Raw genomic sequence first — 21,407 nt, forward strand, 5'->3', positions numbered from 1 at the left:
TTACCGCTTTCCCTTACGGTCATTATTCTCCCGATCGAAACGAGAAAAAACGACCATAAGGTCGGACCAACAGAGTGAGGAACTTAACATGTCGAACGAACTGGAATATCTGAGCCGGCGCGTTGCGTCCGGCAAGCTGAGCCGTCGCGATTTTCTCGGCCGGGCGGCAGCGCTCGGCGTCACCGCAACCTTCGCCAATTCGCTGCTTTCCAGCGCTTCCCGCGCGGCGGGTCCGGTCAAGGGCGGCACGCTCAAGGCCGGCCTGGTCGGTGGCGAATCCACCAACAGCCTCGATCCGGCGCTGTTCATGACGCAGGTGCCGTTCGCCTTCGGCAAGATGTGGGGCGAACTGATCGTCGAACTGTCTCCCGAAGGCAAGCTCGAGAACCGCATTGCCGAGGAGATCGGCTCGTCGGACGACGCCAAGACCTGGACGCTGAAGATCCGCGATGGCGTCGAGTTCCACAACGGCAAGAAGGTGACCGCAGAGGACGTGGCCGCCACCCTCGAACGCCATTCGGACGAGAAGTCGAAGTCCGGCGCGCTCGGTTACATGAAAGGCATCGAGAGCATCAAGGCCAGCGGCAAGGAAGTGGTGCTGACGCTGAAGGAGCCAAACGCCGACTTGCCCTATCTGCTTAGCGACTATCACCTGATCATCCAGCCGAACGGCGGCAAGGACAAGGCCGATGCCGGTATCTCGGCGGGTCCTTACAAGGTCACCACCAACGAGCCCGGCGTGCGCCACGGCGGCGAGCGCTTCGCCAATTACTGGCAGGGCGACAAGATGGGCCATGCCGACCAGATAGAGATCATCGTCATCAACGACGCCACGGCGCGTACGGCGGCGCTGCAGGGCGGCCAGGTCCACATGATCAACCGCGTCGAGCCGAAGATCGTCGACCTGATCAAGCGCGTGCCCGGCGTCACCATCCGCAACCATTCTGGACCCGGCCACTACGTCTTCATCATGCACTGCGACACCGCGCCGTTCGACAACAACGACTTGCGGATGGCGTTGAAGCTGGCGATCGACCGCGAGGAAATGCTGAACAAGGTGCTGCGTGGCTATGGCTCGCTCGGCAACGACTTCCCGATCAATGCATCGTACCCGCTATTCACCGAGATCGAGCAGCGCAAATACGATCCCGACAAGGCCAAGTTCCACTACAAGAAATCGGGCCATGACGGTGCCGTCCTGCTCCGGACGTCGGACGTCGCCTTCCCCGGTGCCGTCGACGCCGCACAGCTGTTCCAGCAAAGCGCGGCCAAGGCCGGCATCAAGCTGGAGATCAAGCGCGAACCGGGCGACGGCTACTGGTCGGAAGTCTGGAACAAGCAGCCCTTCTGCGCCTCCTACTGGGGCGGCCGCTCGACTCAGGACCAGATGTACTCTACCGCCTATCTGTCGACCGCCGACTGGAACGACACACGGTTCAAGCGTCCGGATTTCGACAAGATGGTGCTGGCGGCCCGCGCCGAGCTCGACGAGGCCAAGCGCAAGGCAATGTACCACGACATGGCCGTAATGGTGCGCGACGAGGGCGGCCTGATCCTGCCGATGTTCAACCAGTTCATCGACGCGACGGGCGCCAAGGTTGCCGGCTGGGTGGATGATCCGCATCAGGAGTTGATGAACGGATATGCACTGGCGAAGTGCTGGCTCGAAGCCTGAGCCCGGCCTTGCGGATATGTCCTCACCCATCGTGAAACTGGTGGCCCAGCGCATTGCGCTGGGCATCATCCTTCTATTGGCCGTTTCGGTCCTGATCTTCGCCGGCACCCAGATCCTGCCCGGCGACGTCGCGCAAGCCATTCTCGGGCAGTCGGCGACACCGGAGTCGCTCGCCAATCTGCGCGAGCAGCTCGGCCTCAATGATCCCGCTTACATCCGTTATTTTCGCTGGCTCGGCGGCATCCTGACCGGTGATCTCGGCACGGCTATGTCGAGCGGTCAGGATATCGCAACCTCTATCAAGGGAAGGCTGTGGAACACACTGTTCCTCGCCTTCTGGGCGGCGGTCGTCGCGGTGCCGCTGGCGATCATCCTCGGGCTGATCGCGGTGCGCTACCGCAATGGCTGGGTCGACAAGCTGATCTCGGGACTGGCGCTGGCCTCGACGTCCTTCCCGGAATTCTTCGTCGGCTATGTGCTCGTCTTTTTCTTCGCGGTGCAACATCAATGGTTTCCCGCCATTTCCACCGTCTATGACGGGATGCCGTTCGGCGAACGCATCCAGGCCATAGCACTGCCGGCGGCGGCGCTGACCCTGGTGGTGCTCGCCCATATGATGCGCATGACGCGCGCCGCGATCCTCAACGTCATGCAGTCGGCCTATGTCGAAACCGCCGAACTCAAGGGGCTTTCGGCCTTCGCGGTTATCCGCAGGCATGCCTTCCCCAATGCGATTGCGCCGATCATCAACGTCGTCATGCTCAATCTCGCCTATCTCATCGTCGGCGTCGTCGTGGTCGAAGTCATCTTCGTCTATCCGGGTATGGGCCAATATCTCGTCGACCACGTCACCAAGCGTGACGTGCCGGTGGTGCAGGCGGTCGGGCTGATCTTCGCCGCCGTCTATATCAGCCTCAACATCATCGCGGACATAGCGGCGATCGTCGCCAATCCGCGCCTCAGACATCCGAAATGAAGGGGTCGGGTATGCTCGTCATCAAACGCATTCCCATCCCGGCGTTGGTCGGCATCGTGCTGACGGCGCTGTTCGTTCTGGCGGCGATTTTCGCGCCGTGGATCGCGCCGCACGGCAATGCCGAGATCGTCAGCGACGTCCCTTGGGAACCGATGTCGGCGGCGCATTGGCTGGGCACCGACAATCTCGGCCGCGATCTGTTGTCGCGCATGATCTACGGCGCCCGCATCACCCTTTTCATCGCGGTGCTGGCGACCGCGCTGTCGTTCTCGCTCGGCGCCATTCTCGGCTTTTCGGCAGCGGTTTTCGGCGGCTGGTTCGACACGCTGCTGTCGCGTCTCGTCGATCTCCTGATGTCGATCCCGACGCTGATCATGGCCCTTGTCGTGCTTTCGGTGCTGCCATCCAATCTGGTGACGCTGATCCTGGTCATGGGCGTTCTGGATTCGACCCGCGTCTACCGCCTGTCGAGGGCGGTCGCCGTCGACATCAACGTCATGGATTACGTCGAGGCGGCCAAATTGCGCGGCGAAGGCAGCGGCTGGATCATCTTCCGCGAAATCCTGCCCAATGCGCTGTCGCCGCTGGTTTCGGAACTCGGCCTGCGCTTCATCTATGCCGTGCTGTTCCTGTCGACGCTGTCCTTCCTCGGGCTTGGCGTGCAGCCACCGGACGCCGATTGGGGCGGAATGGTCAAGGAAAACAAGGATGGTATCGTCTTCGGCATAGGCGCCGCCCTCATTCCGGCGGCGGCGATCGCAGCGCTGGCGATTTCAGTCAATCTCGTCGCCGACTGGGTGCTGAACCGCACGACAAGCCTGAAGGGAGGACGCGGGTAATGGCTGACAAGCAACCGATGCCTGGGCAACCGAAGTCCGGCGTGCTGCTCGACATCCGCAATCTGCGCATCGAGGCCACCGTATATCCGCCGGGCGAGGCGCCGAAGAACATCGTGCTGGTGCACGACGTCTCGCTGACGCTCGAAAAGGGCAAGGTGCTCGGATTGATCGGCGAGTCCGGCGCCGGCAAGTCGACCATCGGCCTGTCGTCGATGGGCTACGGCCGCGGCGGCGTGCGCATCACCGGCGGCGAGGTCATCCTCAATGGCCGCGACATCCTGAAGGGCGGCAACGAAGGGTTCCGCAAATTGCGCGGCCGCGAGGTCTGCTATGTCGCGCAATCGGCGGCAGCGGCCTTCAATCCGGCGCACAGGCTGATGGACCAGGTGGTCGAGGCAGCACTCCTGCACGGCACGGCGACGCGGGCCGAAGCCGAAAAGCGCGCCGTGGCGCTGTTCAAGAAGCTCAGCCTGCCGAACCCCGAAAGCATCGGCGAGCGCTTCCCCCACCAGGTCTCGGGCGGTCAGCTGCAGCGCGTGATGACGGCAATGGCGCTGTGCTCGGAGCCCGACCTGATCGTCTTCGACGAGCCGACCACCGCGCTCGACGTGACGACGCAGATCGACGTCTTGGCGGCGATCAAGGACGCCATCCGCGACACGCATGTCGCGGCGCTCTACATCACCCATGACCTTGCGGTCGTCGCCCAGGTCTCGGACGAGATCATGGTGCTGCGCCACGGCCGGCTGGTCGAATGGGGCGGCACGCGCCAGATCATCAAGGAGCCGCGCCAGGAATACACCAACGCACTGGTTTCGGTGCATGAGATCGAACACCAGGAGCAGAAGCCCGGCACGCGCCCGTTCCTGTCGGTCAAGAACATCACTGCCGCCTATGGCCGCAGTCACATCAAGGTGCTGAAGAACGTCTCGGTCGATATTTTCCCGGGCCAGACGCTGGCTGTGGTCGGCGAGTCCGGTTCCGGCAAGTCGACGCTGGCGCGCGCCATCACCGGCCTCTTGCCGCCCGAACAGGGGACCGTCACCTTCGACGGGCGTCCGCTCGCCAACCGGCTTGCCGACCGGCCGAAAGAGGATCTTCGCCAGCTGCAGATGATCTACCAGATGGCCGATGTGGCGATGAACCCGCGGCAGACGGTCGGCACTATCATCGGCCGGCCGCTGGAATTCTATTTTGGGATGCGCGGGCGCGAGCGCGACAAACGCGTCGCCGAACTGCTCGACAAGATCGAAATGGGCAAAGGCTATGTGGACCGCTATCCGGCCGAGCTTTCGGGCGGCCAGAAGCAACGCGTCTGCATTGCCCGCTCGCTCGCCGCCAAACCGAAGCTGATCATCTGCGACGAGGTGACCTCAGCGCTCGACCCGCTGGTCGCCCACGGCATACTGGAGCTGCTGCTCGAGCTGCAGAAAGAGGAAAACGTCGCTTATCTGTTCATCACCCATGATCTCGCAACAGTGAAGTCGATCGCCGATTCGATCGCGGTGATGTATCGCGGCGAAGTGGTGCGCTACGGCGCCAAGAGCACCGTGCTGACGCCACCCTTCGATGCCTACACCGATCTTTTGCTGTCGTCGGTGCCAGAAATGGAGATCGGCTGGCTGGAAAAGGCGATCAAAGGACGGCGCATGGCCAGCGCGGGGAACTAGCGGCCCTTTGCGCCCGACGATCTTGTCCGGGCGTGGATTGAACGGCAGGCCCGCCCTGACTTTTCCGATTAAGCCGCATGGAGGCGCCCTTGGCGCTCAACACAAAACTATTGCTCATCATCCTCGACGGCGTGCCTTACCGGAACTGGCGACGGCTGATGGGCAATCTCGAAGGCTGGGTGCAATCCGGCGAAGCGCGCGTATGGAAAATGCGCTCCGTCCTGCCGTCGACCTCGGCATCCTGCTATGCCTCGATCCACACCGGCGTGCCGCCCCAAGTGCACGGTGTCCTGTCGAACGAGAACCGGTTTCGCGTCGAACAGCCGGACATCTTTTCCGAAGTCAGCCGAGCCGGCGGCAAGACGGGTGCGGTCACCCATTCCTACTGGTCCGAATTCTTCCGGGCCTATCCGTTCGACCTGGTCGAGGACATGGAGTTCGACCAGCCGGGCAGGCCGATCAGCCACGGCCGGTTCCACACCATGACCGGCTACAATGCCAGGAACCAGATGACGCCGAGCGACGTCGACCTGTTCGCGACGTTGACCATGCTGACCAGGCGCTACGGCATCGACTACGGCATCCTGCACAGCTGCACTCTGGACTCGATGGGCCACCGCTTCGGCCATGACTGCCACGAGATGGATCATGCCGTCTATGCAATGGACGCCATGCTCGCCGGCTTCCTGCCGCGCTGGCGGCAGGCTGGCTACGAGGTGATCGTCACCGCCGATCATGGCCAGACCGATCGCGGCCATCATGGCGGCCACGACGAGGAGATGCAGGATTTCGCACTTTACTACTTCGGATCCGGCGAGGGTCCGGAAGCCAATACGCTGCTCGATCAGCTGCAGCTCGCGCCGACGGTGCTTGCGCGCCTCGGCGTGCCGGTGCCGGCGACGATGAAGGCCGAGCCATTTCTCGACTGATTGCTGCCTAGCCTGCTTGCTTGCGGAGAACATGAAGCCGGCCCGAAATGCGCGACGCCGAATGGAGGCCGGATACAGCAGTCAAAGGTCGAGACAGACCTTGCCAAAATGCTTTTGGGACTCGTAGTGCTTGAGGCACTGGCGATCTCCTGCAGCGGAAAACTGCGGTCGATAGCAGGTTTCAAACGGTTGGCCTCTATGGCACGAATCATGTCGTCCTGGTCTGCCCTGCTGCCAATCGAGATTCCGCTGACCCTAATCTGATTGGAAAACAGGGCCGGGATCGAAACTTGCGCGGCAAAGCCGGTCAAGACACCGATCAGTGCGATGTGGCCGCCCATCCTGCATGCTGCTATCGGATAGCGGGATACGGCCATCGGCGCACGGTTTCTTGCCCAGCGCCACCATGCTGTCATGGAAATTCAGCGAACACGCGCGTATCCTGACAAGCAACTCACCCGGCCCTGGTTCCGGGCAACCTTCCTCGACCAGCTTGAGATTTTCCAAGCCTCCCGGTGCTTTCAGCCTAATCAATCGCATGGAAAGCTCCTTCCGACCGCACAAGGCTTCATGCGCCCCACCACTCGCGTGGACGCATGACGGCGTCGAACACCGCCATCGGCGACTGATCCACGAGAATCGCGGCCGTACAGCTGTTGTTGGTCATGACATTTCGTTTCTTCAGGCTGGATTGCCATTTGCGATCGGGACCTTAGTCGCCGGGCAGCGGACCCTTGAGTTACAAAACTGTCGGGAATCCCTGCACCGCGATGTCGTCCAATTGCGCTCCGCCCGAGGCTGAACGACTGCACCTTGCCCGATAGGTATGAGCCACCTCGTGGCCGCCGTCATTGCGAGCCTGACGGCCGCCTTCTGCTTGGCGCCACTGACTGAGACATTATCCCTAAAAAGGGGGAGAACGGTACACTCTGGCAACCTCTCCGCTCTTCGGCTAGCCTCCGCAAAAATCCTCGGGCGGATGCGGTGAACCTTTTTGGGCCGATCAGCGACAGAGCAGGCAGGAGCCAGGCGGCTCGACCGGCGATGACGACCGCGGAGACCGATCGCGCGCTCGTCGAGCGGGTCGCGAAGGGCGACCGTGCCGCCGTGCGGCTCCTGTTCATGCGCCACCACGCGCGGGTCTACCGCTTCGTGGCACGCCAGACGGGATCGGAACTGATGGCCGACGATATCGCGAACGAGGTGTTCCTCGAGCTGTGGCGGCAGGCGCCGGCCTTCGAGGGGCGCTCGGAGGTCTCGACATGGCTGCTCGGCATTGCCCGCTTCAAGGCGCTGTCCCTGCTGCGCAAGAAGAAGGAAGACTGGATCGACGACGATGACGCGGCCCAGGTCGCCGACGGTGCCGACACGCCGGAAGTCGTGACGATGAAGGAAGATAAGGCCGCTGCCTTGCGACGCTTTATCGATGCCATGCCGGAAGAGCACCGTACGGTGATCGACCTTGCCTATTATCACGGGCAATCGGTGAGCGAGATCGGCGAGGTACTCGGCGTCCCGGTCGCCACGGTCAAGACCAGGATGTTCTACGCCCGCAAGAAACTCGGCGAAGCCCTCAAGGCTGCCGGTTACGATAGGGGGTGGCCATGAGCGCCGCTGAAAAAATGTCACGCCGCGACGAAATGGAAATGCTGCTGCCGTTTTATCTGAACGGCTCGCTGGAGGGCACCGAGCTCGAAGCCATCGAGGAATGGCTGGCGAGCGATCCGGCGGCGATGGCCGCACTAGGCGAGGCCGAGGCCGAATTCTCCGGCACCGCTGCCGCAAACGAGGCAATCCGCCCGCCGGCCGATGCGCTCAGCCGCTTTGCCAAGGCGCTCGACGCCGAGGCCAGCCCGTCCCGCGCGCCTGCGGCATCGTCCTGGCTGGCGCAGGCCTGGAGCCGCTTCATGGCGCTGCCCGCCGGCGTCGCCTGGGCGGCGGCCGCGGTGCTGCTGGCCCTGGTCGTCGCGCAATCCTTTGTGCAGACCGGCAACAGAGGTGGCGATTTCGAGATTGCCGGATCGGAGGACGATCTGGCCAAAATGCCGTTTGCACTGGTGAAGTTCAAAGCGGATGCAAAGCTGTCCGACATCGTCGCTTTTCTCGACCAGAACCAGCTGAAGATCGCCGGCGGGCCGACCGCCGACGGCGTCTTCCGCCTCGGCGTTCCGGCCAAGACCGCCGCGGACTACCAGAAGCTGCTTGGCCTTATTGCCGCCCAGCCTTTCACCGAAGCTGCGCTGGAGGGAAGGAAACCGGCTGATGGCGGCTAAGGCGGTCATTCGACTGACTGCGGCGATGACAATCTTCGCCGCGTCCGCAATGGCCCAGACCAACGACCCGAACCTCACCCAGGCTGAGATCGACTGCCTGAACAGGGGAAGTGCTGCCAACACCGACTGCCCCAAGGATGGCGGCGGCGTGAAGGATGGCAGCACAGCGCCGGCTCCTGGAACGACGGGCGCGGTGTTTCTTCCGGGCTTGATTGTCGACCTGTTCCCCAATCCTGCCGTAGTCACCGAGACGCCGATACCTCCTGGCGATACTGCGGCGCCGCCGTCCGCTCCACCCGCCGGTGCGCCGGCAATACAGGCTGCCGTGCCGGGCGGTCCGGTCGTGGCGCCGACCGATCTTGTCGCAACCGTGCCGCCGCGCGCCGTGATCGGCGATTTCGTGCCCGACGAGGTGCTGGTCATCGTCAATGGCGATGCCGGCGCGGTCCAGCAGATTGCCGCCTCGTTCGGCCTCGAAATGCGCTCGCAGCGGCAGTCGCGGCTGCTCGGCAACACGCTGGTGCGCTTCGGCATACCCGATGGCCGCCCGGTCGGTGTCGTTTTGGCGCAGCTTGCCGCCGAGGGCCGCATTTTGCGGCGTGAGGCCAATCACGTCTATGCGCTGCAGCAGGCGGCCAGCATCGTCAATTATGCGTTCGAGCGCATCTCACTCGACGCCAACGCGGCCAGCGGCGAGAATGTCCGCGTCGGCGTCATCGACACCGGCATCGACGACAGCAACCCGGCGCTTTCCGGTGTCATCGCCGGGCAGTTCGATGCCATGCCCGATGTGCCGATCAAGGCGCGCGACCACGGCACTTCGGTCGATGGACTGATTGCCGGCACCGGCGCGTTCAAAGGCATGGCGCCGGGCGCCAGGATCTATCACGCCCGCGCCTTCGAGGGCGACAAGTCGACCATGGACGTGATCCTTTCGGCGCTCGACTGGGCGGCGGAGCAGGATGTCCGCATCATCAATATGAGCTTCGTCGGTCCGAAGAACGACCTGCTCGGCATCGCCTGCCGCAATGCGCGCGCGCTTGGCATCGTGCTGGTCGCCGCCGCCGGCAATAACGGGCCGAAAGCGCCCTATGGCTATCCGGCCGCCTTCGACGGGGTGATCGCGGTGACGGCCACCGATGCCAAGGACGGGCTGATGCCACAGGCCAATCGCGGCGCCTACGTCTTCATCTCCGCTCCCGGCGTCGAGATGGTGGCGCCGAGCGGCGCCGGCTCGGATGTGGTGACCGGGACTTCCTTTGCAGCGGCGATCGTGACCGGCGCGATCGCCAATCTGTTGCATGCCGCGCCCGACCGCTCCGCCGACTGGGTCGAGAAAGCACTCGCCGCCACGGCAAAGGATCTCGGCCCCAAGGGGCGCGACAATGATTTCGGCTTTGGCCTGCTGGACACCAAGGCGGCCGAGGCGGCCAAGGACTAAGTCTCGTGTTTGAAGCTTCTGACTTATCAAAGCTCAATCAGTTGGTTGTCGCAAATGGCCGAGAAGGGTGGAGGCCGTGTAAAACTCGACTCTGGCCGATGCTCTAAGAATATTGTTCCTGACCTTTGTATAAACTGAGAACGTCTATGCCTCCCAAGGGCAGCAGCAGCATTATTCGGGAACAGAATTCTACGCTCAGGATATCGCGACGGGTTTCCACCGGCCTCGGTGGAGAGCGGCGATTTGCCGAGCCGTCTCACAACGCTGTCGCGAAACTTGTCTCACGCCGTGCTATAATGACCTTCACCGCTGCGGGCACACAGAATGTAGACCTGTGGTCGCCAGTCTGGATCAGAAATAAAAACGACAGGGAGGATGACGTGTCCCTCGACGCCAGTGACTTCGATCAAGCAGTTGAAAAATACCACCTGGCCCTGGATGAGTTCATGAAAGGAAACCCCGCGCCAGCGGAGAAGCTCTTCTCCCAACGAGACGATGTAACACTGGGCAATCCGTTTGGCCCTTTCGCGCATGGATGGAAACAGGTGGTTGAGACGATGGAGCAAGCGGCATCGAACTACAGGGACGGCGACGCTACCGGCTTCGAGAACATAGCGAAATGTGTGACGTCCGAGCTGGCATACATCGTCGAAGTGGAGCAGCTCAGGTCCAAGGTTGGCGGTCGGAGCGATGTCACGCCTCTTGCGTTACGCGCGACGAGCGTCTTTCGCCCAGAAGATGGTCTGTGGAAGATTGTGCATCGTCATGCCGATCCGATAACGACGGCTCAGCCGGCCGATTCGGTACTCCACCGATAGCGGTTTTGGTATGGGGAAGCGATCGATCTCGTTTGCTGCTGCAGCGCGGCTATTCTTCAGTCCGTTCTGCTAAGGGTTGGCGCGCGTCATCGGGCTCGCAGGGGCGGACGGCCGCTCTGGGTCGAACTCGGTCGCCCGGAGTGATCGGCGATGCGTGCGCCGGCCAGGTGGATCGACGAGCGCGTCGTCGACAATGGCACCGAAAAATTTTCCGGCTTCAGGACTATGATTTCGGCTTTGGCCTGCTGGACGCCAAGGCGGCCGAGGCGGCCAAGAAATTGCCCGCTCAAGTCGTGTTTTGCCGAGGACGCGCCAGAAAATAGAACGCGGCGATATGTGTGATCATCAGCAGCGGTACGTAGATGATCGGGATCGCGTAGGTTGCGCCCAGTTCCCCCGCGCGTGCAGGAAGGCCGATCTGAATGGCGTGATAATAGTCGACGATGAGGTCGACCATCCCTACGACGTTGAAGGCGACGACCAACGGCCAGAACAACCAGCGTATCCTCACCGTGAGCAGCGCCAGCATGGCCAGCACCCCAGTCGCGAAATCGCCGTAGGCGGCGAACACGGCGAAATCAGCGGGCAGATTGGGGCTTACGACGCCCGGAACCATGAAGACGAGCCCGAAGAAGCGGAAGCTGTGCAGCGTAGCGATAGCGCGCTGCGCCGCGACCCGGTCCATCGACCGGAGCCACGGCAAACCGTACGCGCCGAAGCAAAGCAGCCACGCGACATAACCCAGAACGAGATGGGTTTGAAACAGCACTTCCGTGGACATCTGACGTCCTCCCAACAGTTGGTTCACACGGCCTCGAACACCGCGGTCAGGACGCCGAGCCGGCCTTGCATGAGATTTCGTCCCAGGTTGGTCGAAAGCTGAGCGAAGTCCGGTCCCATCACCACGCCGAGATTTGGTGAAGGCGGCGGCCCGGATGCGCGCAGTTGCGCGAACCAGGCCTTGGCGGTCTCGGTGTCGTCTTGCCAGGCCAGCACGCGGAAGCCGGCCGGTTCGATCGCCTCGCCCGTCGCTTCGGCTGTGAGGAGGAAGCTCGTCGCCGGCGTTCGCGCCCAAGGCAGCGGATAGTGCGGCTCGCCAATGGCCGAGACGACGTCGAAGGTGGCAAACCTGCCGCCTGGTTTCAGCACGCGTCGGATCTCGCCGTAGAGCCGCGCCCGGTCGGAGATGTTCATCGCCACATGCTGCAGCAGCACGACGTCGAAACGGCTATCATCGAATGGAAGCTCCAATGCGCTGGCGGTCTGAAACGACAGCTGCCCGCTTTGTCCCGTGCGCTCGGTCAGATAGCGCGCAGCATCCACGAAAGGCTCGCTGAGGTCCACGCCGGTAACCCGGCAGCCATAGGTCGCAGCCAGAAAGCGCGCCGGCCCGCCGACGCCCGAGCCGACGTCCAGAACCGACGTGCCGGCCGCGATCCCCGCCAATTGGGCAATCTCGGCGGTCGAGGCAAGCCCACGGGTGTGAAACTGGTCGAGGGTGCCCAATTGCTGGGGCGTAAGAAGCTGATCCTCCGGGCCGAGGGCCGCCAGTACCGTCTTCAGTCGCTCGGTCAGGCCGGTCGCGCGATAATGGTCGCGCACGCCATCAAGTTCATCGGTCATTGCAATATATCTCCTGGGCAAGATGTCTCCTGGCTTGCAGCTCTTACCTAAGCCCGCTTCCATAATCCGACTATCCGCTGTAATCAGAACAACCTATGAAGCAGGACTACACAATCCGGCGTGGTGCACTGGAGGGGGTCGAGGTGTTCCTGGCTGTCGCCAGGCACCGCAATTTCCGCCGTGCCGCCGCCGATCTCGGCGTGACGCCGTCTGCCGTGAGCCAGGCGGTGCGCACGCTGGAAGCCCGCATGGGTGCGGCGCTGTTCGCCCGCACGACGCGGAGCGTCGGTCTGACCGAGGCCGGCCAGCGCTTCCTCGACCGCGCCGGCCCTGCCTTCGAGGAGATCGCCGCGGCCGGCGAGGCTGCGCGCGACGTCGGCCAACGGCCGACCGGGCTGCTGCGCCTGTCCGTGCCCCGCGCCGTCGTGCCATTGATCCTGGAGCCGATGATCGCGTCGTTCTGCCGAGCTTATCCCGAGATCGAACTGGAGATCGCCGCGAGCGACGAGATGGTCGATCTCGCGACCGGTGGGTTCGACGCCGGCATCCGCCTCGGCCAGCTCATCGCCGCCGACATGGTCGCGGTGCGGCTGACCCCGCCGTTCACGTTCGTGGTCGTCGGCAGCCCTGACTATCTCGAGCGCCACGGCTACCCCGAACGTGTCGACGACTTGCGCCACCACGCCTGCCTGCGCTTGCGCCGCTCGAACGGCGCCATCGCGCCCTGGACCTTCGCCGACGGCAACGGTGCTATCGAGGCGATCGTCTCAGGCCCACTGATCGCGCACGACTATCCAACGTTGCTCGGGGCTGCGACAAAGGGCGTTGGGCTGGCGCAGACGCCTCGACCCGTCGCCGAAGGTCCGATAGCCGAAGGAAAACTCAGATCGGTGCTGGACGACATCGCTGCGACGACGCCGGGCGTCTTTCTCTACCATCTTGGCAAGCGCCAAGTCCTGCCGAAGCTGCGCGTCTTTATCGATCACCTCAAGTCCGCGGCCTGAGACATGACGCATGGCGATTGCCTGTGCTGGCCAACAGCCACCCAACGGCGACTTTGGTCGTTCAGAGTGATTGAGTTATGCCCTTAGGCCGGCGCGCCGGCGACCGATCCCCTGACCACCAGGTCGACCGGCCAGACCTCGCCGCGAGCGCCCTCCTCCAGGCCGGAAATCCGTGCGGCCAAGCGCTCGGCGATGCGCGCGCCTGCCAGGCGGATCGACGAACGTGTCGTCGACAGCGGCACCGAAAAATTCTCCGGCTTCAGCCACGGAAAGACGTCGTCATGGGCGATCAGCGACAGGTCGCCCGGAATGGTCAGGCCGAGATCGCGCACCGCGCGCACCACGCCGAGCGCCATGATCAGGCTGGAGCAGGCGATCGCCGTTGGCGCGTCGCTTTGTTCCAGCAGACGCCTGGCGGCGCGGTAGCCGTTCTCCTCGGTCATGGTGAGGGAACAGACATGCTGATCGCGAAGCAGCAGGCCGCTTGCCGCAAGCGCGCGGCGCACGCCGCGCTCGCGATGGATGGCGAAGGTCTCGCGATCGTCGCCATTGATCAGTGCCAGACGCCTGTGCCCGAGTTGAACGAGAAGCCGCGCCGCTTCGTGGAAGGCGCCCTCATTGTCGATGTCGGTGAAGGGGTAGTCGAAATCGAAGCCTTCGCTGCGGCCGTGGACGATGAAGGGAATGCCGAGCGTATTGACGAGTGCCACCCGCCGGTCGGCCGGCCTCGGCGAGGAGATATAGACCGCGTCGACCTGCCGGTTGGCGACAATGCGGCGGTAGGTCGTCTCCTGGTCGTCGGCATCGGCCGGTGACAGCACTAGGTCGAGCTCGTGCGAACGCGCATAGTCGCCGAGGCCGGACAGGAACTCGACGAAATGCGGGTCGATATCGACGGTCGTCCCCGTCGGCAGCACATAGCCGATCATACCGGTCTTGCCGGTCGCCAGCCGGCGCGCGCTCGGATTGGGGCGGTAGCCGTGACGCTTGGCGGCATCGATCACCCGCCGGCGCGTTTCCTCGTTGACTTCCGGGTAGCCGTTCAATGCACGGCTCACCGTGGTCTGCGAAAGCGCCAGCATGTGGGAGAGCTGCTTGAGGTTCACCGGAGGCCTCCAAACCTCAAAGCGCTTTTAATCTGAATCGACCTGACCGCTACGAACCGCGTTGCCGGGCGCAATGACCTTACGCACGGTTCGGGCCGGTTTGAAGCCGAATTTGCTGCTGCACCGCCAGAAAACTGTGCTGCAGCGCACTTTCGCCGGCATCAGGCCGCAGAAATTAAATCGATTAAACCGGCTCCCTCTTGACTCCGGATTAATTCAGTGGCGTGATCAAAATCACCAAAGCGCTTTGGAAGACTCCACGAAAGGTTGCAGTTCCTTTCCGACTGAGTCACAGTCCTGCAGCGCCGGCGGACGGAATGGAGGTTTCGTTCGGTGTTTGTCACCACTGGGAGGGAATACCGATGAAGAAAATGCTTCTGCTGGGCGCTGCGTTTGCCACGCTCGCCCTGGCCATGCCCGCGCAAGCCGAACTGAAGTTCAAGCCGGGCGAAGATCCCCGTTTCAACTGGGCCAACTACGAAGAGCTCAAGAAGGTCGACCTCAAGGGCGAGACGCTGACGATCTTCGGACCGTGGCGCGGCGAGGACGAAGGGCTGATCCGCACCGTCCTCGATTACTTCTCCGAAGCCACCGGCGCCGAGATCAAGTACTCCTCGTCGGAGAATTACGAGCAGCAGATCGTCATCGACACGCAGGCCGGCAGCCCGCCCAACATCGCCGTGCTGCCGCAGCCGGGCCTGATCCAGGATCTGGCATCGAAGGGCCTTTTGACGCCGCTCGGCGACGACACCGCCAACTGGGTCAAGGACAATTACGGCGCCGGCCAATCCTGGGTCGACCTCGGCACCTTCAAGGACAAGGACGGCAAGCCCGGCTTCTTCGCCTTCCCCTACAAGGCCGACGTGAAATCGCTGGTCTGGTACTCGCCGGATAATTTCGAGGAAGCCGGCTACAAGGTGCCGAAGACGCAGGAAGAGCTTGCCGAGCTCGAAAAGAAGATCATCGCCGACGGCGGCACGCCATGGTGCATCGGGCTCGGTTCGGGCGGCGCCACCGGCTGGCCGGCGACCGACTGGGTCGAAGACATCATGCTGCGCACCCAGACGCCAGAGACCTACGACAAATGGGTGAAGAACGAAATTCCGTTCAACGATCCGGCCGTGGTCAACGCCATCGACATTTTCGGCAAGATCGCGACCGACGACAAAATGGTCGAGGGCGGCGCCAAGGCGGTTGCGGCGACGGATTTCCGCGACAGCCCGAAGGGCCTCTTCTCGGTGCCGCCGAAATGCTATCTGCACCACCAGGCATCCTTCATCCCGACTTTCTTCCCGCAAGGCACCAAGATCGGCGAGGATGCCGACTTCTTCTATTACCCGCCCTACGCCTCCAAGCCCGAGCTGGGCACTCCGGTGCTCGGCGCCGGCACGCTGGCCATGATCACCAAGGATAGCAAGAGTGCCCGCGCGTTCATCGAATTCCTGAAGCTGCCGCTCGCTCATGAGATCTGGATGGCACAGGGCGGCTTCGTGACGCCGTTCAAGTCGGTCAACAAGGACGCCTATGCCAGCGACGCGCTGAAGAAGCAGGGCGAGATCCTGGCCAACGCCTCGACCTTCCGCTTCGACGGGTCCGACCTGATGCCGGGCAAGATCGGCGCCGGTGCGTTCTGGACCGGCATGATCGACCTGGTCGGCGGCAAGTCCGCCCAGGACGTCGCCACCGACATCCAGAAAAGCTGGGACGCGATCAAGTAAGCGGCAGGCTTGAGTTCCCATGTTGCGGTCCGGGCCTCAAAACGGCCCGGACCTTATCCGGTGCTTGGCGTCGCGTCGATTGTCGTGAGCACAACGCATTCCGGCATGACGCGCGCCCAGTGACCTGCTTTTCGGCTGGTCGCGCTCCAGACAACTGAATCGGCGCATGATCCCGTCGCCAAAGCCATTCTCGACTGGCGGATCCGTGCGCAGGGGGAGGGACCCATGGCGGCTCAGATTTTTTCGGCGATATTCGTCATCATCATCGGCGTGGGCGGCTGCGTCGCCTATTTCTGGGGCGCCAACAAGGCACTCGACACGATCTTTCCGGCACGCGGCGTTTCCGGCAAGGCGGCGATTAACAATCTGCGCCGGCAGGGGGTGATCAGGCCCTGGCTGTTCGTCGGCCCGGCGATGATCATCCTCACTATCTACCTGATCTACCCGGTGGTGGAGACACTGAGGCTGTCGTTCCTCGATCGCGGCGGCGCCCATTTCGTCGGCTTGGCCAACTATCAATGGGCGTTCGGCGACCGCGAGTTCCGCAACTCGATCCTCAACAACATCATCTGGCTGGCGGTGGTGCCGGCCGCCTGCACCTTCCTCGGGCTGATCATCGCCGTGCTCACCGACAAGATCTGGTGGGGCACCATCGCCAAGAGCCTGATCTTCCTGCCGCTGGCGATCTCCTTCGTCGGCGCCAGCGTCATCTGGAAATTCATCTACGAGTATCGCGGCGACGGGCAGACGCAGATCGGCCTGCTCAACGCCATCATCCAGTATTTCGGCGGCCAGCCGCAGGTCTGGATATCGCTGCCGTTCTGGAACAATTTCTTCCTGATGGTCATCCTGATCTGGATCCAGACCGGCTTTGCCATGGTCATCCTGTCGTCGGCCTTGCGCGGCATTCCAGAAGAGACGCTGGAAGCCGCCGTCATCGACGGCGCCAACCCTTTCCAGATCTTCTGGAAGATCATGGTGCCGCAGATCTGGGGCACCATCGCCGTCGTCTGGACCACCATCACCATCCTGGTGCTGAAGGTTTTCGACATCGTGCTGACCATGACCAACGGCCAGTGGAACAGCCAGGTGCTCGCCAATCTGATGTTCGATTGGATGTTCCGCGGCGGCGGCGATTTCGGCCGCGGCGCCACCATCGCCATCATCATCATGATCGCGGTCATTCCGATCATGGTCTGGAACATCCGCCAGGCGAACAAAGAGACGGAAGGGCATTGAGATGACTGTCTCGACCGGAAAGTCCTTTGTCAGCCGTTTCGGCGTTCATATCGCCGTCTTCATCTTCGTTGCGATCTGGACGATCCCGACGCTCGGCATTCTGGTCTCGTCGCTGCGCGACAAGGACCAGATCATCGCTTCGGGCTGGTGGAACTCGTTCACCAGTTCCAGCCAGACGGAAGCCGGACGGCTGCCACCCGCCTCGGCGCAGGTCGAGAAGGACGGCAAGTTCGTCCTGCAAGGCAATATCTTCGGCGACGGCCCGACCCGCAACATCAGCGCCTTCGGCGTCAAGTCGGCAGCGCCGACGCAATATCCCGCCGGCACGACAGCCGATCTCGGCGACGGCGTGACCTTGCAGCTCAATGCCGACGGCAGTTTCGTCATGACCTCGCCGAAGGCTTTCGAAAGCGAACGCGGCCAGCGCGTCTATTACGCCTCGTCGGCGCCGCCGAAATTCACCACCGACAATTACGACACGGTGCTGTTTTCGGAAGGCATCGGCCGCTCCTTCATGAACTCGCTGACCGTCACCATTCCGTCGACCGTCATTCCAATCCTGATCGCCGCGTTCGCCGCCTACGCGCTGGCCTGGATGCGCTTTCCAGGCCGAGCGCTGCTCATCGCCGTCATCATCGGCCTCCTGGTCGTGCCGCTGCAGATGTCGCTGATCCCGCTGTTGAAGCTCTATAACGGCGTCGGCAGCTTCTTCGGCGTGCCATCGAAGACCTACCTCGGCATCTGGCTGGCGCATACCGGCTTCGGCCTGCCTTTCGCCATCTATCTCCTGAGGAGCTACATTGCCGGCCTGCCACGCGAGATCATGGAATCGGCGCGCATCGACGGCGCCAGCGATTTCGAGATCTTCGTCAAGATCGTGCTGCCATTGTCGTTCCCGGTGCTGGCCTCGTTCGCCATCTTCCAGTTTCTCTGGGTGTGGAACGATCTGCTGGTGGCGATGGTTTTCCTCGGTACCGAGGGCGACCAGATCGTGCTGACCGCCAAGCTCAATGCGTTGCTCGGCTCGCGCGGCGGCGACTGGGAGATCCTGACGACATCGGCCTTCGTCACCATCATCGTGCCGCTGATCGTGTTCTTCTCGCTGCAGCGCTATTTCGTCCGCGGGCTGCTTGCCGGCTCGGTGAAAGGAGGTTGAGATCATGCAATCCGCTTTGAAGGCCACCCCGAAGCCCGATCTCGCCATCGATCGCGACTGGTGGCGAGGTGCGGTGATCTACCAGATCTACCCGCGCAGCTATCAGGATTCGAACGGCGACGGCATCGGCGACCTCAGGGGCATTATCGGCCGGCTGGCCTACATCGCCGCGCTCGGTGTCGACGCCATCTGGATCTCGCCATTCTTCAAATCGCCGATGAAGGATTTTGGCTACGACGTGTCGGATTATTGCGATGTCGATCCGATGTTCGGCACGCTGGCCGACTTCGACGCGCTGGCCGCAGAGGCGCATCGGCTTGGGCTCAAGGTGATGATCGACGAGGTGCTGTCGCACACCGCCGACATCCATCCGTGGTTCAAGGAGAGCCGGTCGAGCCGCAGCAATCCAAAAGCCGACTGGTATGTCTGGGCGGATGCCAAGCCGGACGGCACGCCGCCCAACAACTGGCTGTCGATCTTCGGCGGCTCGGCCTGGCAGTGGGACACCAGCCGCCAGCAATACTATCTGCATAATTTCCTGGCCGAACAGCCCGACCTCAACTTCCACAGCCGCGCCGTCCAGGACGCGCTGCTCGACGTCACCCGCTTCTGGCTGGAGCGCGGCGTCGATGGCTTCCGCCTCGATACCATCAATTTCTATTTCCACAGCCAAGGCCTGGAAGACAATCCGCCGCTGCCGCCCGAGCAGCGCAACGACCAGACGGCGCCGGCGGTGAACCCCTACAACTACCAGGACCATCTCTACGACAAGAGCCGGCCTGAAAACCTCGGCTTCCTCGAACGCTTCCGCGCCTTGCTCGACGAATATCCGGCGACGGCCGCGGTTGGCGAGGTCGGCGATTCGCAGCGTGGGCTGGAAGTGGTGGCGGCCTATACGGCCGGCGGCAAGCGCGTGCATATGTGCTACTCCTTCGACTTCCTGGCGCCGGAGAAGATCAGCGCGGCAAAGGTGCGTTCGGTGCTGGAAACCTTCGGCAAGGTCGCCAGCGACGGCTGGTCGTGCTGGGCCTTCTCCAACCATGACGTGATGCGCCCTGCCTCGCGCTGGGCAGCCGGCGAGCCCGACCCGACCGCCTATCTCAAGGTCATCTCGGCGCTGCTGATGTCGTTGCGCGGCTCGGTCTGCATCTATCAGGGCGAGGAGCTCGGGCTCAGCGAGGCCGAACTCAGCTTCGAGGATCTGCAGGACCCATACGGCATCCGCTTCTGGCCGGAATTCAAGGGCCGCGACGGCTGCCGCACGCCGATGGTTTGGGACGGTGCTGCCCGCAATGGCGGCTTCTCGACGGCAAAGCCCTGGCTGCCGGTGCCCAGCAAGCACCTTGCGCAAGCCGTCAATGTGCAGCAAGGCGACGACGGCTCGCTGCTCGAGCACTACCGGCGCTTCCTGGCTTTCCGCCGCGCTCATCCGGCACTGGCCAAGGGTGATATCGAGTTCATCGAAAGCGAGGGCGACACCGTCGCCTTCACGCGCCGCGAAGGCAACGAGCAGATCGTCTGCGCCTTCAATCTCGGAGCAAAGCCGGCCGAGGTCGATCTTGGCGGCCGCTCACTGCAGCCCTTGCCGGGACACGGGTTTTCGGGACAGACTGGCGCCGGCACTATCCGCCTCGGCGGCTACGGCGCCTGGTTCGGGCGTATCGACTGAATTCAAGGAAGAACTGGAGGGTACCATGGCCGATGTCACGCTAAGGCAAGTGAGGAAATCATATGGCAATCTCAACATTCTGCACGGCGTCGACCTCGACATAAAGTCGGGCGAATTCATCGTCTTCGTCGGCCCCTCTGGTTGCGGCAAGTCGACCTTGCTGCGCTGCATCGCCGGGCTGGAGGAGATCACCTCGGGCGAGCTCAAGATCGACGGCGAGATCGTCAACGACGTGCCGCCGTCGAAGCGCGGCATCGCCATGGTGTTCCAGTCCTATGCGCTCTATCCGCACATGACCGTCTACGACAACATGGCCTTCTCGATGAAGATCGGTAAGGAAAGCAAGGCCGAGATCGACAAGCGGGTGCGCCAGGCGGCCGAGATCCTGCAGCTGACCAAATATCTCGACCGTCTGCCCAAGGCGATGTCGGGCGGCCAGCGCCAGCGCGTCGCCATCGGCCGCGCCATCGTGCGCAATCCCAAGGTCTTCCTGTTCGACGAGCCGCTATCCAACCTCGACGCGGCGCTGCGTGTCGCCACCCGCATCGAGATCGCCAAGCTCAAGGAATCGATGCCGGCCACAACGATGATCTACGTCACCCACGACCAGGTCGAGGCGATGACGCTGGCTGACCGCATCGTGGTGCTGAAGGAAGGCCATATCGAACAGGTCGGCACGCCGATGGAGCTCTACAAGCGGCCCGGCAATCTGTTCGTCGCCCAGTTCATCGGCTCGCCGGCGATGAACATCCTGCCGGCGACGATCGACAGGACCGGCAACCCGACCGTCGTCAGCCATGTCGGCGGCCGCAAGGCGACGGTGCCGATCGCAACGCCTGCCTCGGCGAAAGGCGCTGCGGTGAGCTTCGGGGTGCGGCCGGAGGATCTGATGATTGCCACCGGCGCCGACTATTTGTTCGAAGGCACGGTCGATTATGTCGAGCAACTCGGCGAGGTCCAACTCGTCTATGTCGACATCGGCCGCGCCGACCTGCCGCTGGTGACCAAGCTGCCGGGCAATGTCGAGGTCAAGCGCGGGGCGACGCTGCGGCTGACGGCGGACGCCGGCGACCTGCATATTTTCGACGCGGACGGGCGCTCTTTCGCGCTCCATGAAGCAGAAGCAAAGGCGGCCTGAGGCGGGCGTCTTTGGTATGCAAAAAACAAGAGCGGCGGGCATGGCCCCCCGCGCATGTGTGGAATTGCACTTAGGCTGTTATTTTTTTGCGAAGAGGTTGCGGTGGGCCGCCCCGCCGCCGCCCCGAGGGGCA

18 protein-coding genes are annotated in these 21,407 nt (G+C 63.0%); 15 read left to right on the forward strand and 3 right to left on the reverse strand.

Going from position 1 to position 21,407, the window contains the following annotated elements; translation table 11 throughout:
• The first annotated feature begins 88 nt into the window (after positions 1–88).
• The 9 genes from NKG60_RS23240 to NKG60_RS23280 all read left to right on the forward strand — a co-directional run bounded on the left by NKG60_RS23240 (position 89) and on the right by NKG60_RS23280 (position 10,621).
• On the forward strand, positions 89–1,675 hold the full coding sequence (locus NKG60_RS23240) for an ABC transporter substrate-binding protein (protein ID WP_254816007.1): 1,587 nt from the start codon (positions 89–91) through the stop codon (positions 1,673–1,675).
• A 16-nt stretch (positions 1,676–1,691) separates the two neighbouring features.
• Positions 1,692–2,651 (forward strand): ABC transporter permease, encoded by a 960-nt coding sequence (locus tag NKG60_RS23245; RefSeq protein ID WP_023718086.1) that lies wholly within the window; start codon positions 1,692–1,694, stop codon positions 2,649–2,651.
• Positions 2,652–2,662: 11 nt separating this feature from the next.
• Complete coding sequence (locus NKG60_RS23250; protein WP_352469848.1) at positions 2,663–3,490, forward strand: ABC transporter permease; 828 nt, start codon at positions 2,663–2,665, stop codon at positions 3,488–3,490.
• Positions 3,490–5,160 (forward strand): ABC transporter ATP-binding protein, encoded by a 1,671-nt coding sequence (locus NKG60_RS23255; RefSeq protein ID WP_352866485.1) that lies wholly within the window; start codon positions 3,490–3,492, stop codon positions 5,158–5,160. The genes NKG60_RS23250 and NKG60_RS23255 overlap by 1 nt, the downstream gene beginning before the upstream one ends.
• Before the next feature lie 89 nt (positions 5,161–5,249).
• Positions 5,250–6,089: an alkaline phosphatase family protein gene (locus tag NKG60_RS23260; protein ID WP_352975682.1), complete on the forward strand. Its 840-nt coding sequence runs from the start codon at positions 5,250–5,252 to the stop codon at positions 6,087–6,089.
• A gap of 1,044 nt (positions 6,090–7,133) precedes the next feature.
• A complete protein-coding gene (locus NKG60_RS23265) occupies positions 7,134–7,697 on the forward strand; it encodes a sigma-70 family RNA polymerase sigma factor (protein WP_352866481.1) in 564 nt (187 codons plus the stop codon).
• Positions 7,694–8,362: an anti-sigma factor gene (locus NKG60_RS23270; protein ID WP_352866479.1), complete on the forward strand. Its 669-nt coding sequence runs from the start codon at positions 7,694–7,696 to the stop codon at positions 8,360–8,362. Before NKG60_RS23265 ends, NKG60_RS23270 begins: the two co-directional genes overlap by 4 nt.
• Entirely contained in the window at positions 8,352–9,803 is a 1,452-nt protein-coding gene (locus NKG60_RS23275) for a S8 family serine peptidase (RefSeq protein WP_352866476.1), read from the forward strand. The genes NKG60_RS23270 and NKG60_RS23275 overlap by 11 nt, the downstream gene beginning before the upstream one ends.
• Before the next feature lie 296 nt (positions 9,804–10,099).
• Entirely contained in the window at positions 10,100–10,621 is a 522-nt protein-coding gene (locus NKG60_RS23280; protein ID WP_352866473.1) for a YybH family protein, read from the forward strand.
• Between the two features lie 286 nt (positions 10,622–10,907).
• Here the strand turns inward: NKG60_RS23280 and NKG60_RS23285 are convergent, their stop codons facing one another.
• Both NKG60_RS23285 and NKG60_RS23290 read right to left on the reverse strand, forming a co-directional pair.
• Positions 10,908–11,402 carry a DUF8737 domain-containing protein gene (locus NKG60_RS23285; protein WP_352866471.1) on the reverse strand — a complete coding sequence of 165 codons (495 nt, stop codon included), beginning with the start codon at positions 11,400–11,402 and terminating at the stop codon, positions 10,908–10,910.
• A gap of 23 nt (positions 11,403–11,425) precedes the next feature.
• Positions 11,426–12,244: a class I SAM-dependent methyltransferase gene (locus NKG60_RS23290; protein WP_352566969.1), complete on the reverse strand. Its 819-nt coding sequence runs from the start codon at positions 12,242–12,244 to the stop codon at positions 11,426–11,428.
• A 95-nt stretch (positions 12,245–12,339) separates the two neighbouring features.
• Here NKG60_RS23290 and NKG60_RS23295 point away from each other — a divergent pair, with 95 nt between their 5' ends.
• Positions 12,340–13,248 (forward strand): LysR family transcriptional regulator, encoded by a 909-nt coding sequence (locus NKG60_RS23295; protein WP_352667398.1) that lies wholly within the window; start codon positions 12,340–12,342, stop codon positions 13,246–13,248.
• A gap of 83 nt (positions 13,249–13,331) precedes the next feature.
• Here the strand turns inward: NKG60_RS23295 and NKG60_RS23300 are convergent, their stop codons facing one another.
• Entirely contained in the window at positions 13,332–14,354 is a 1,023-nt protein-coding gene (locus tag NKG60_RS23300; protein WP_352866469.1) for a substrate-binding domain-containing protein, read from the reverse strand.
• Between the two features lie 362 nt (positions 14,355–14,716).
• Here NKG60_RS23300 and NKG60_RS23305 point away from each other — a divergent pair, with 362 nt between their 5' ends.
• The 5 genes from NKG60_RS23305 (at position 14,717) to NKG60_RS23325 (ending at position 21,274) form a co-directional block, all read left to right on the forward strand.
• Positions 14,717–16,072, forward strand: coding sequence for an ABC transporter substrate-binding protein (locus NKG60_RS23305; RefSeq protein WP_352452249.1), 1,356 nt, complete (start codon positions 14,717–14,719; stop codon positions 16,070–16,072).
• 225 nt (positions 16,073–16,297) lie between these two features.
• The gene (locus NKG60_RS23310) at positions 16,298–17,311 is read left to right on the forward strand and encodes a carbohydrate ABC transporter permease (protein ID WP_023680221.1); all 1,014 of its coding nucleotides are present in this window, start codon (positions 16,298–16,300) and stop codon (positions 17,309–17,311) included.
• A 1-nt stretch (position 17,312) separates the two neighbouring features.
• Positions 17,313–18,467, forward strand: coding sequence for a carbohydrate ABC transporter permease (locus NKG60_RS23315; protein WP_352866464.1), 1,155 nt, complete (start codon positions 17,313–17,315; stop codon positions 18,465–18,467).
• Between the two features lie 4 nt (positions 18,468–18,471).
• Positions 18,472–20,136, forward strand: coding sequence for a beta-galactosidase BglA (gene bglA, locus NKG60_RS23320; protein ID WP_352667392.1), 1,665 nt, complete (start codon positions 18,472–18,474; stop codon positions 20,134–20,136).
• 25 nt (positions 20,137–20,161) lie between these two features.
• The gene (locus NKG60_RS23325; RefSeq protein WP_352667390.1) at positions 20,162–21,274 is read left to right on the forward strand and encodes an ABC transporter ATP-binding protein; all 1,113 of its coding nucleotides are present in this window, start codon (positions 20,162–20,164) and stop codon (positions 21,272–21,274) included.
• Positions 21,275–21,407: the final 133 nt, after the last annotated feature.

The organism is Mesorhizobium sp. M1428, from assembly GCF_040317515.1.
Taxonomy (GTDB): Bacteria; Pseudomonadota; Alphaproteobacteria; order Rhizobiales; family Rhizobiaceae; genus Mesorhizobium.

Coding starts and splice junctions, on each gene's coding strand:
- NKG60_RS23240 (WP_254816007.1), top strand. CDS start 89: ATGTCGAACGAACTGGAATATCTGAGCCGGCGCGTTGCGTCCGGCAAG.
- NKG60_RS23245 (WP_023718086.1), top strand. CDS start 1,692: ATGTCCTCACCCATCGTGAAACTGGTGGCCCAGCGCATTGCGCTGGGC.
- NKG60_RS23250 (WP_352469848.1), top strand. CDS start 2,663: ATGCTCGTCATCAAACGCATTCCCATCCCGGCGTTGGTCGGCATCGTG.
- NKG60_RS23255 (WP_352866485.1), top strand. CDS start 3,490: ATGGCTGACAAGCAACCGATGCCTGGGCAACCGAAGTCCGGCGTGCTG.
- NKG60_RS23265 (WP_352866481.1), top strand. CDS start 7,134: ATGACGACCGCGGAGACCGATCGCGCGCTCGTCGAGCGGGTCGCGAAG.
- NKG60_RS23270 (WP_352866479.1), top strand. CDS start 7,694: ATGAGCGCCGCTGAAAAAATGTCACGCCGCGACGAAATGGAAATGCTG.
- NKG60_RS23275 (WP_352866476.1), top strand. CDS start 8,352: ATGGCGGCTAAGGCGGTCATTCGACTGACTGCGGCGATGACAATCTTC.
- NKG60_RS23280 (WP_352866473.1), top strand. CDS start 10,100: ATGACCTTCACCGCTGCGGGCACACAGAATGTAGACCTGTGGTCGCCA.
- NKG60_RS23285 (WP_352866471.1), bottom strand. CDS start 11,402: ATGTCCACGGAAGTGCTGTTTCAAACCCATCTCGTTCTGGGTTATGTC.
- NKG60_RS23290 (WP_352566969.1), bottom strand. CDS start 12,244: ATGACCGATGAACTTGATGGCGTGCGCGACCATTATCGCGCGACCGGC.
- NKG60_RS23295 (WP_352667398.1), top strand. CDS start 12,340: ATGAAGCAGGACTACACAATCCGGCGTGGTGCACTGGAGGGGGTCGAG.
- NKG60_RS23305 (WP_352452249.1), top strand. CDS start 14,717: ATGAAGAAAATGCTTCTGCTGGGCGCTGCGTTTGCCACGCTCGCCCTG.
- NKG60_RS23310 (WP_023680221.1), top strand. CDS start 16,298: ATGGCGGCTCAGATTTTTTCGGCGATATTCGTCATCATCATCGGCGTG.
- NKG60_RS23315 (WP_352866464.1), top strand. CDS start 17,313: ATGACTGTCTCGACCGGAAAGTCCTTTGTCAGCCGTTTCGGCGTTCAT.
- bglA (WP_352667392.1), top strand. CDS start 18,472: ATGCAATCCGCTTTGAAGGCCACCCCGAAGCCCGATCTCGCCATCGAT.
- NKG60_RS23325 (WP_352667390.1), top strand. CDS start 20,162: ATGGCCGATGTCACGCTAAGGCAAGTGAGGAAATCATATGGCAATCTC.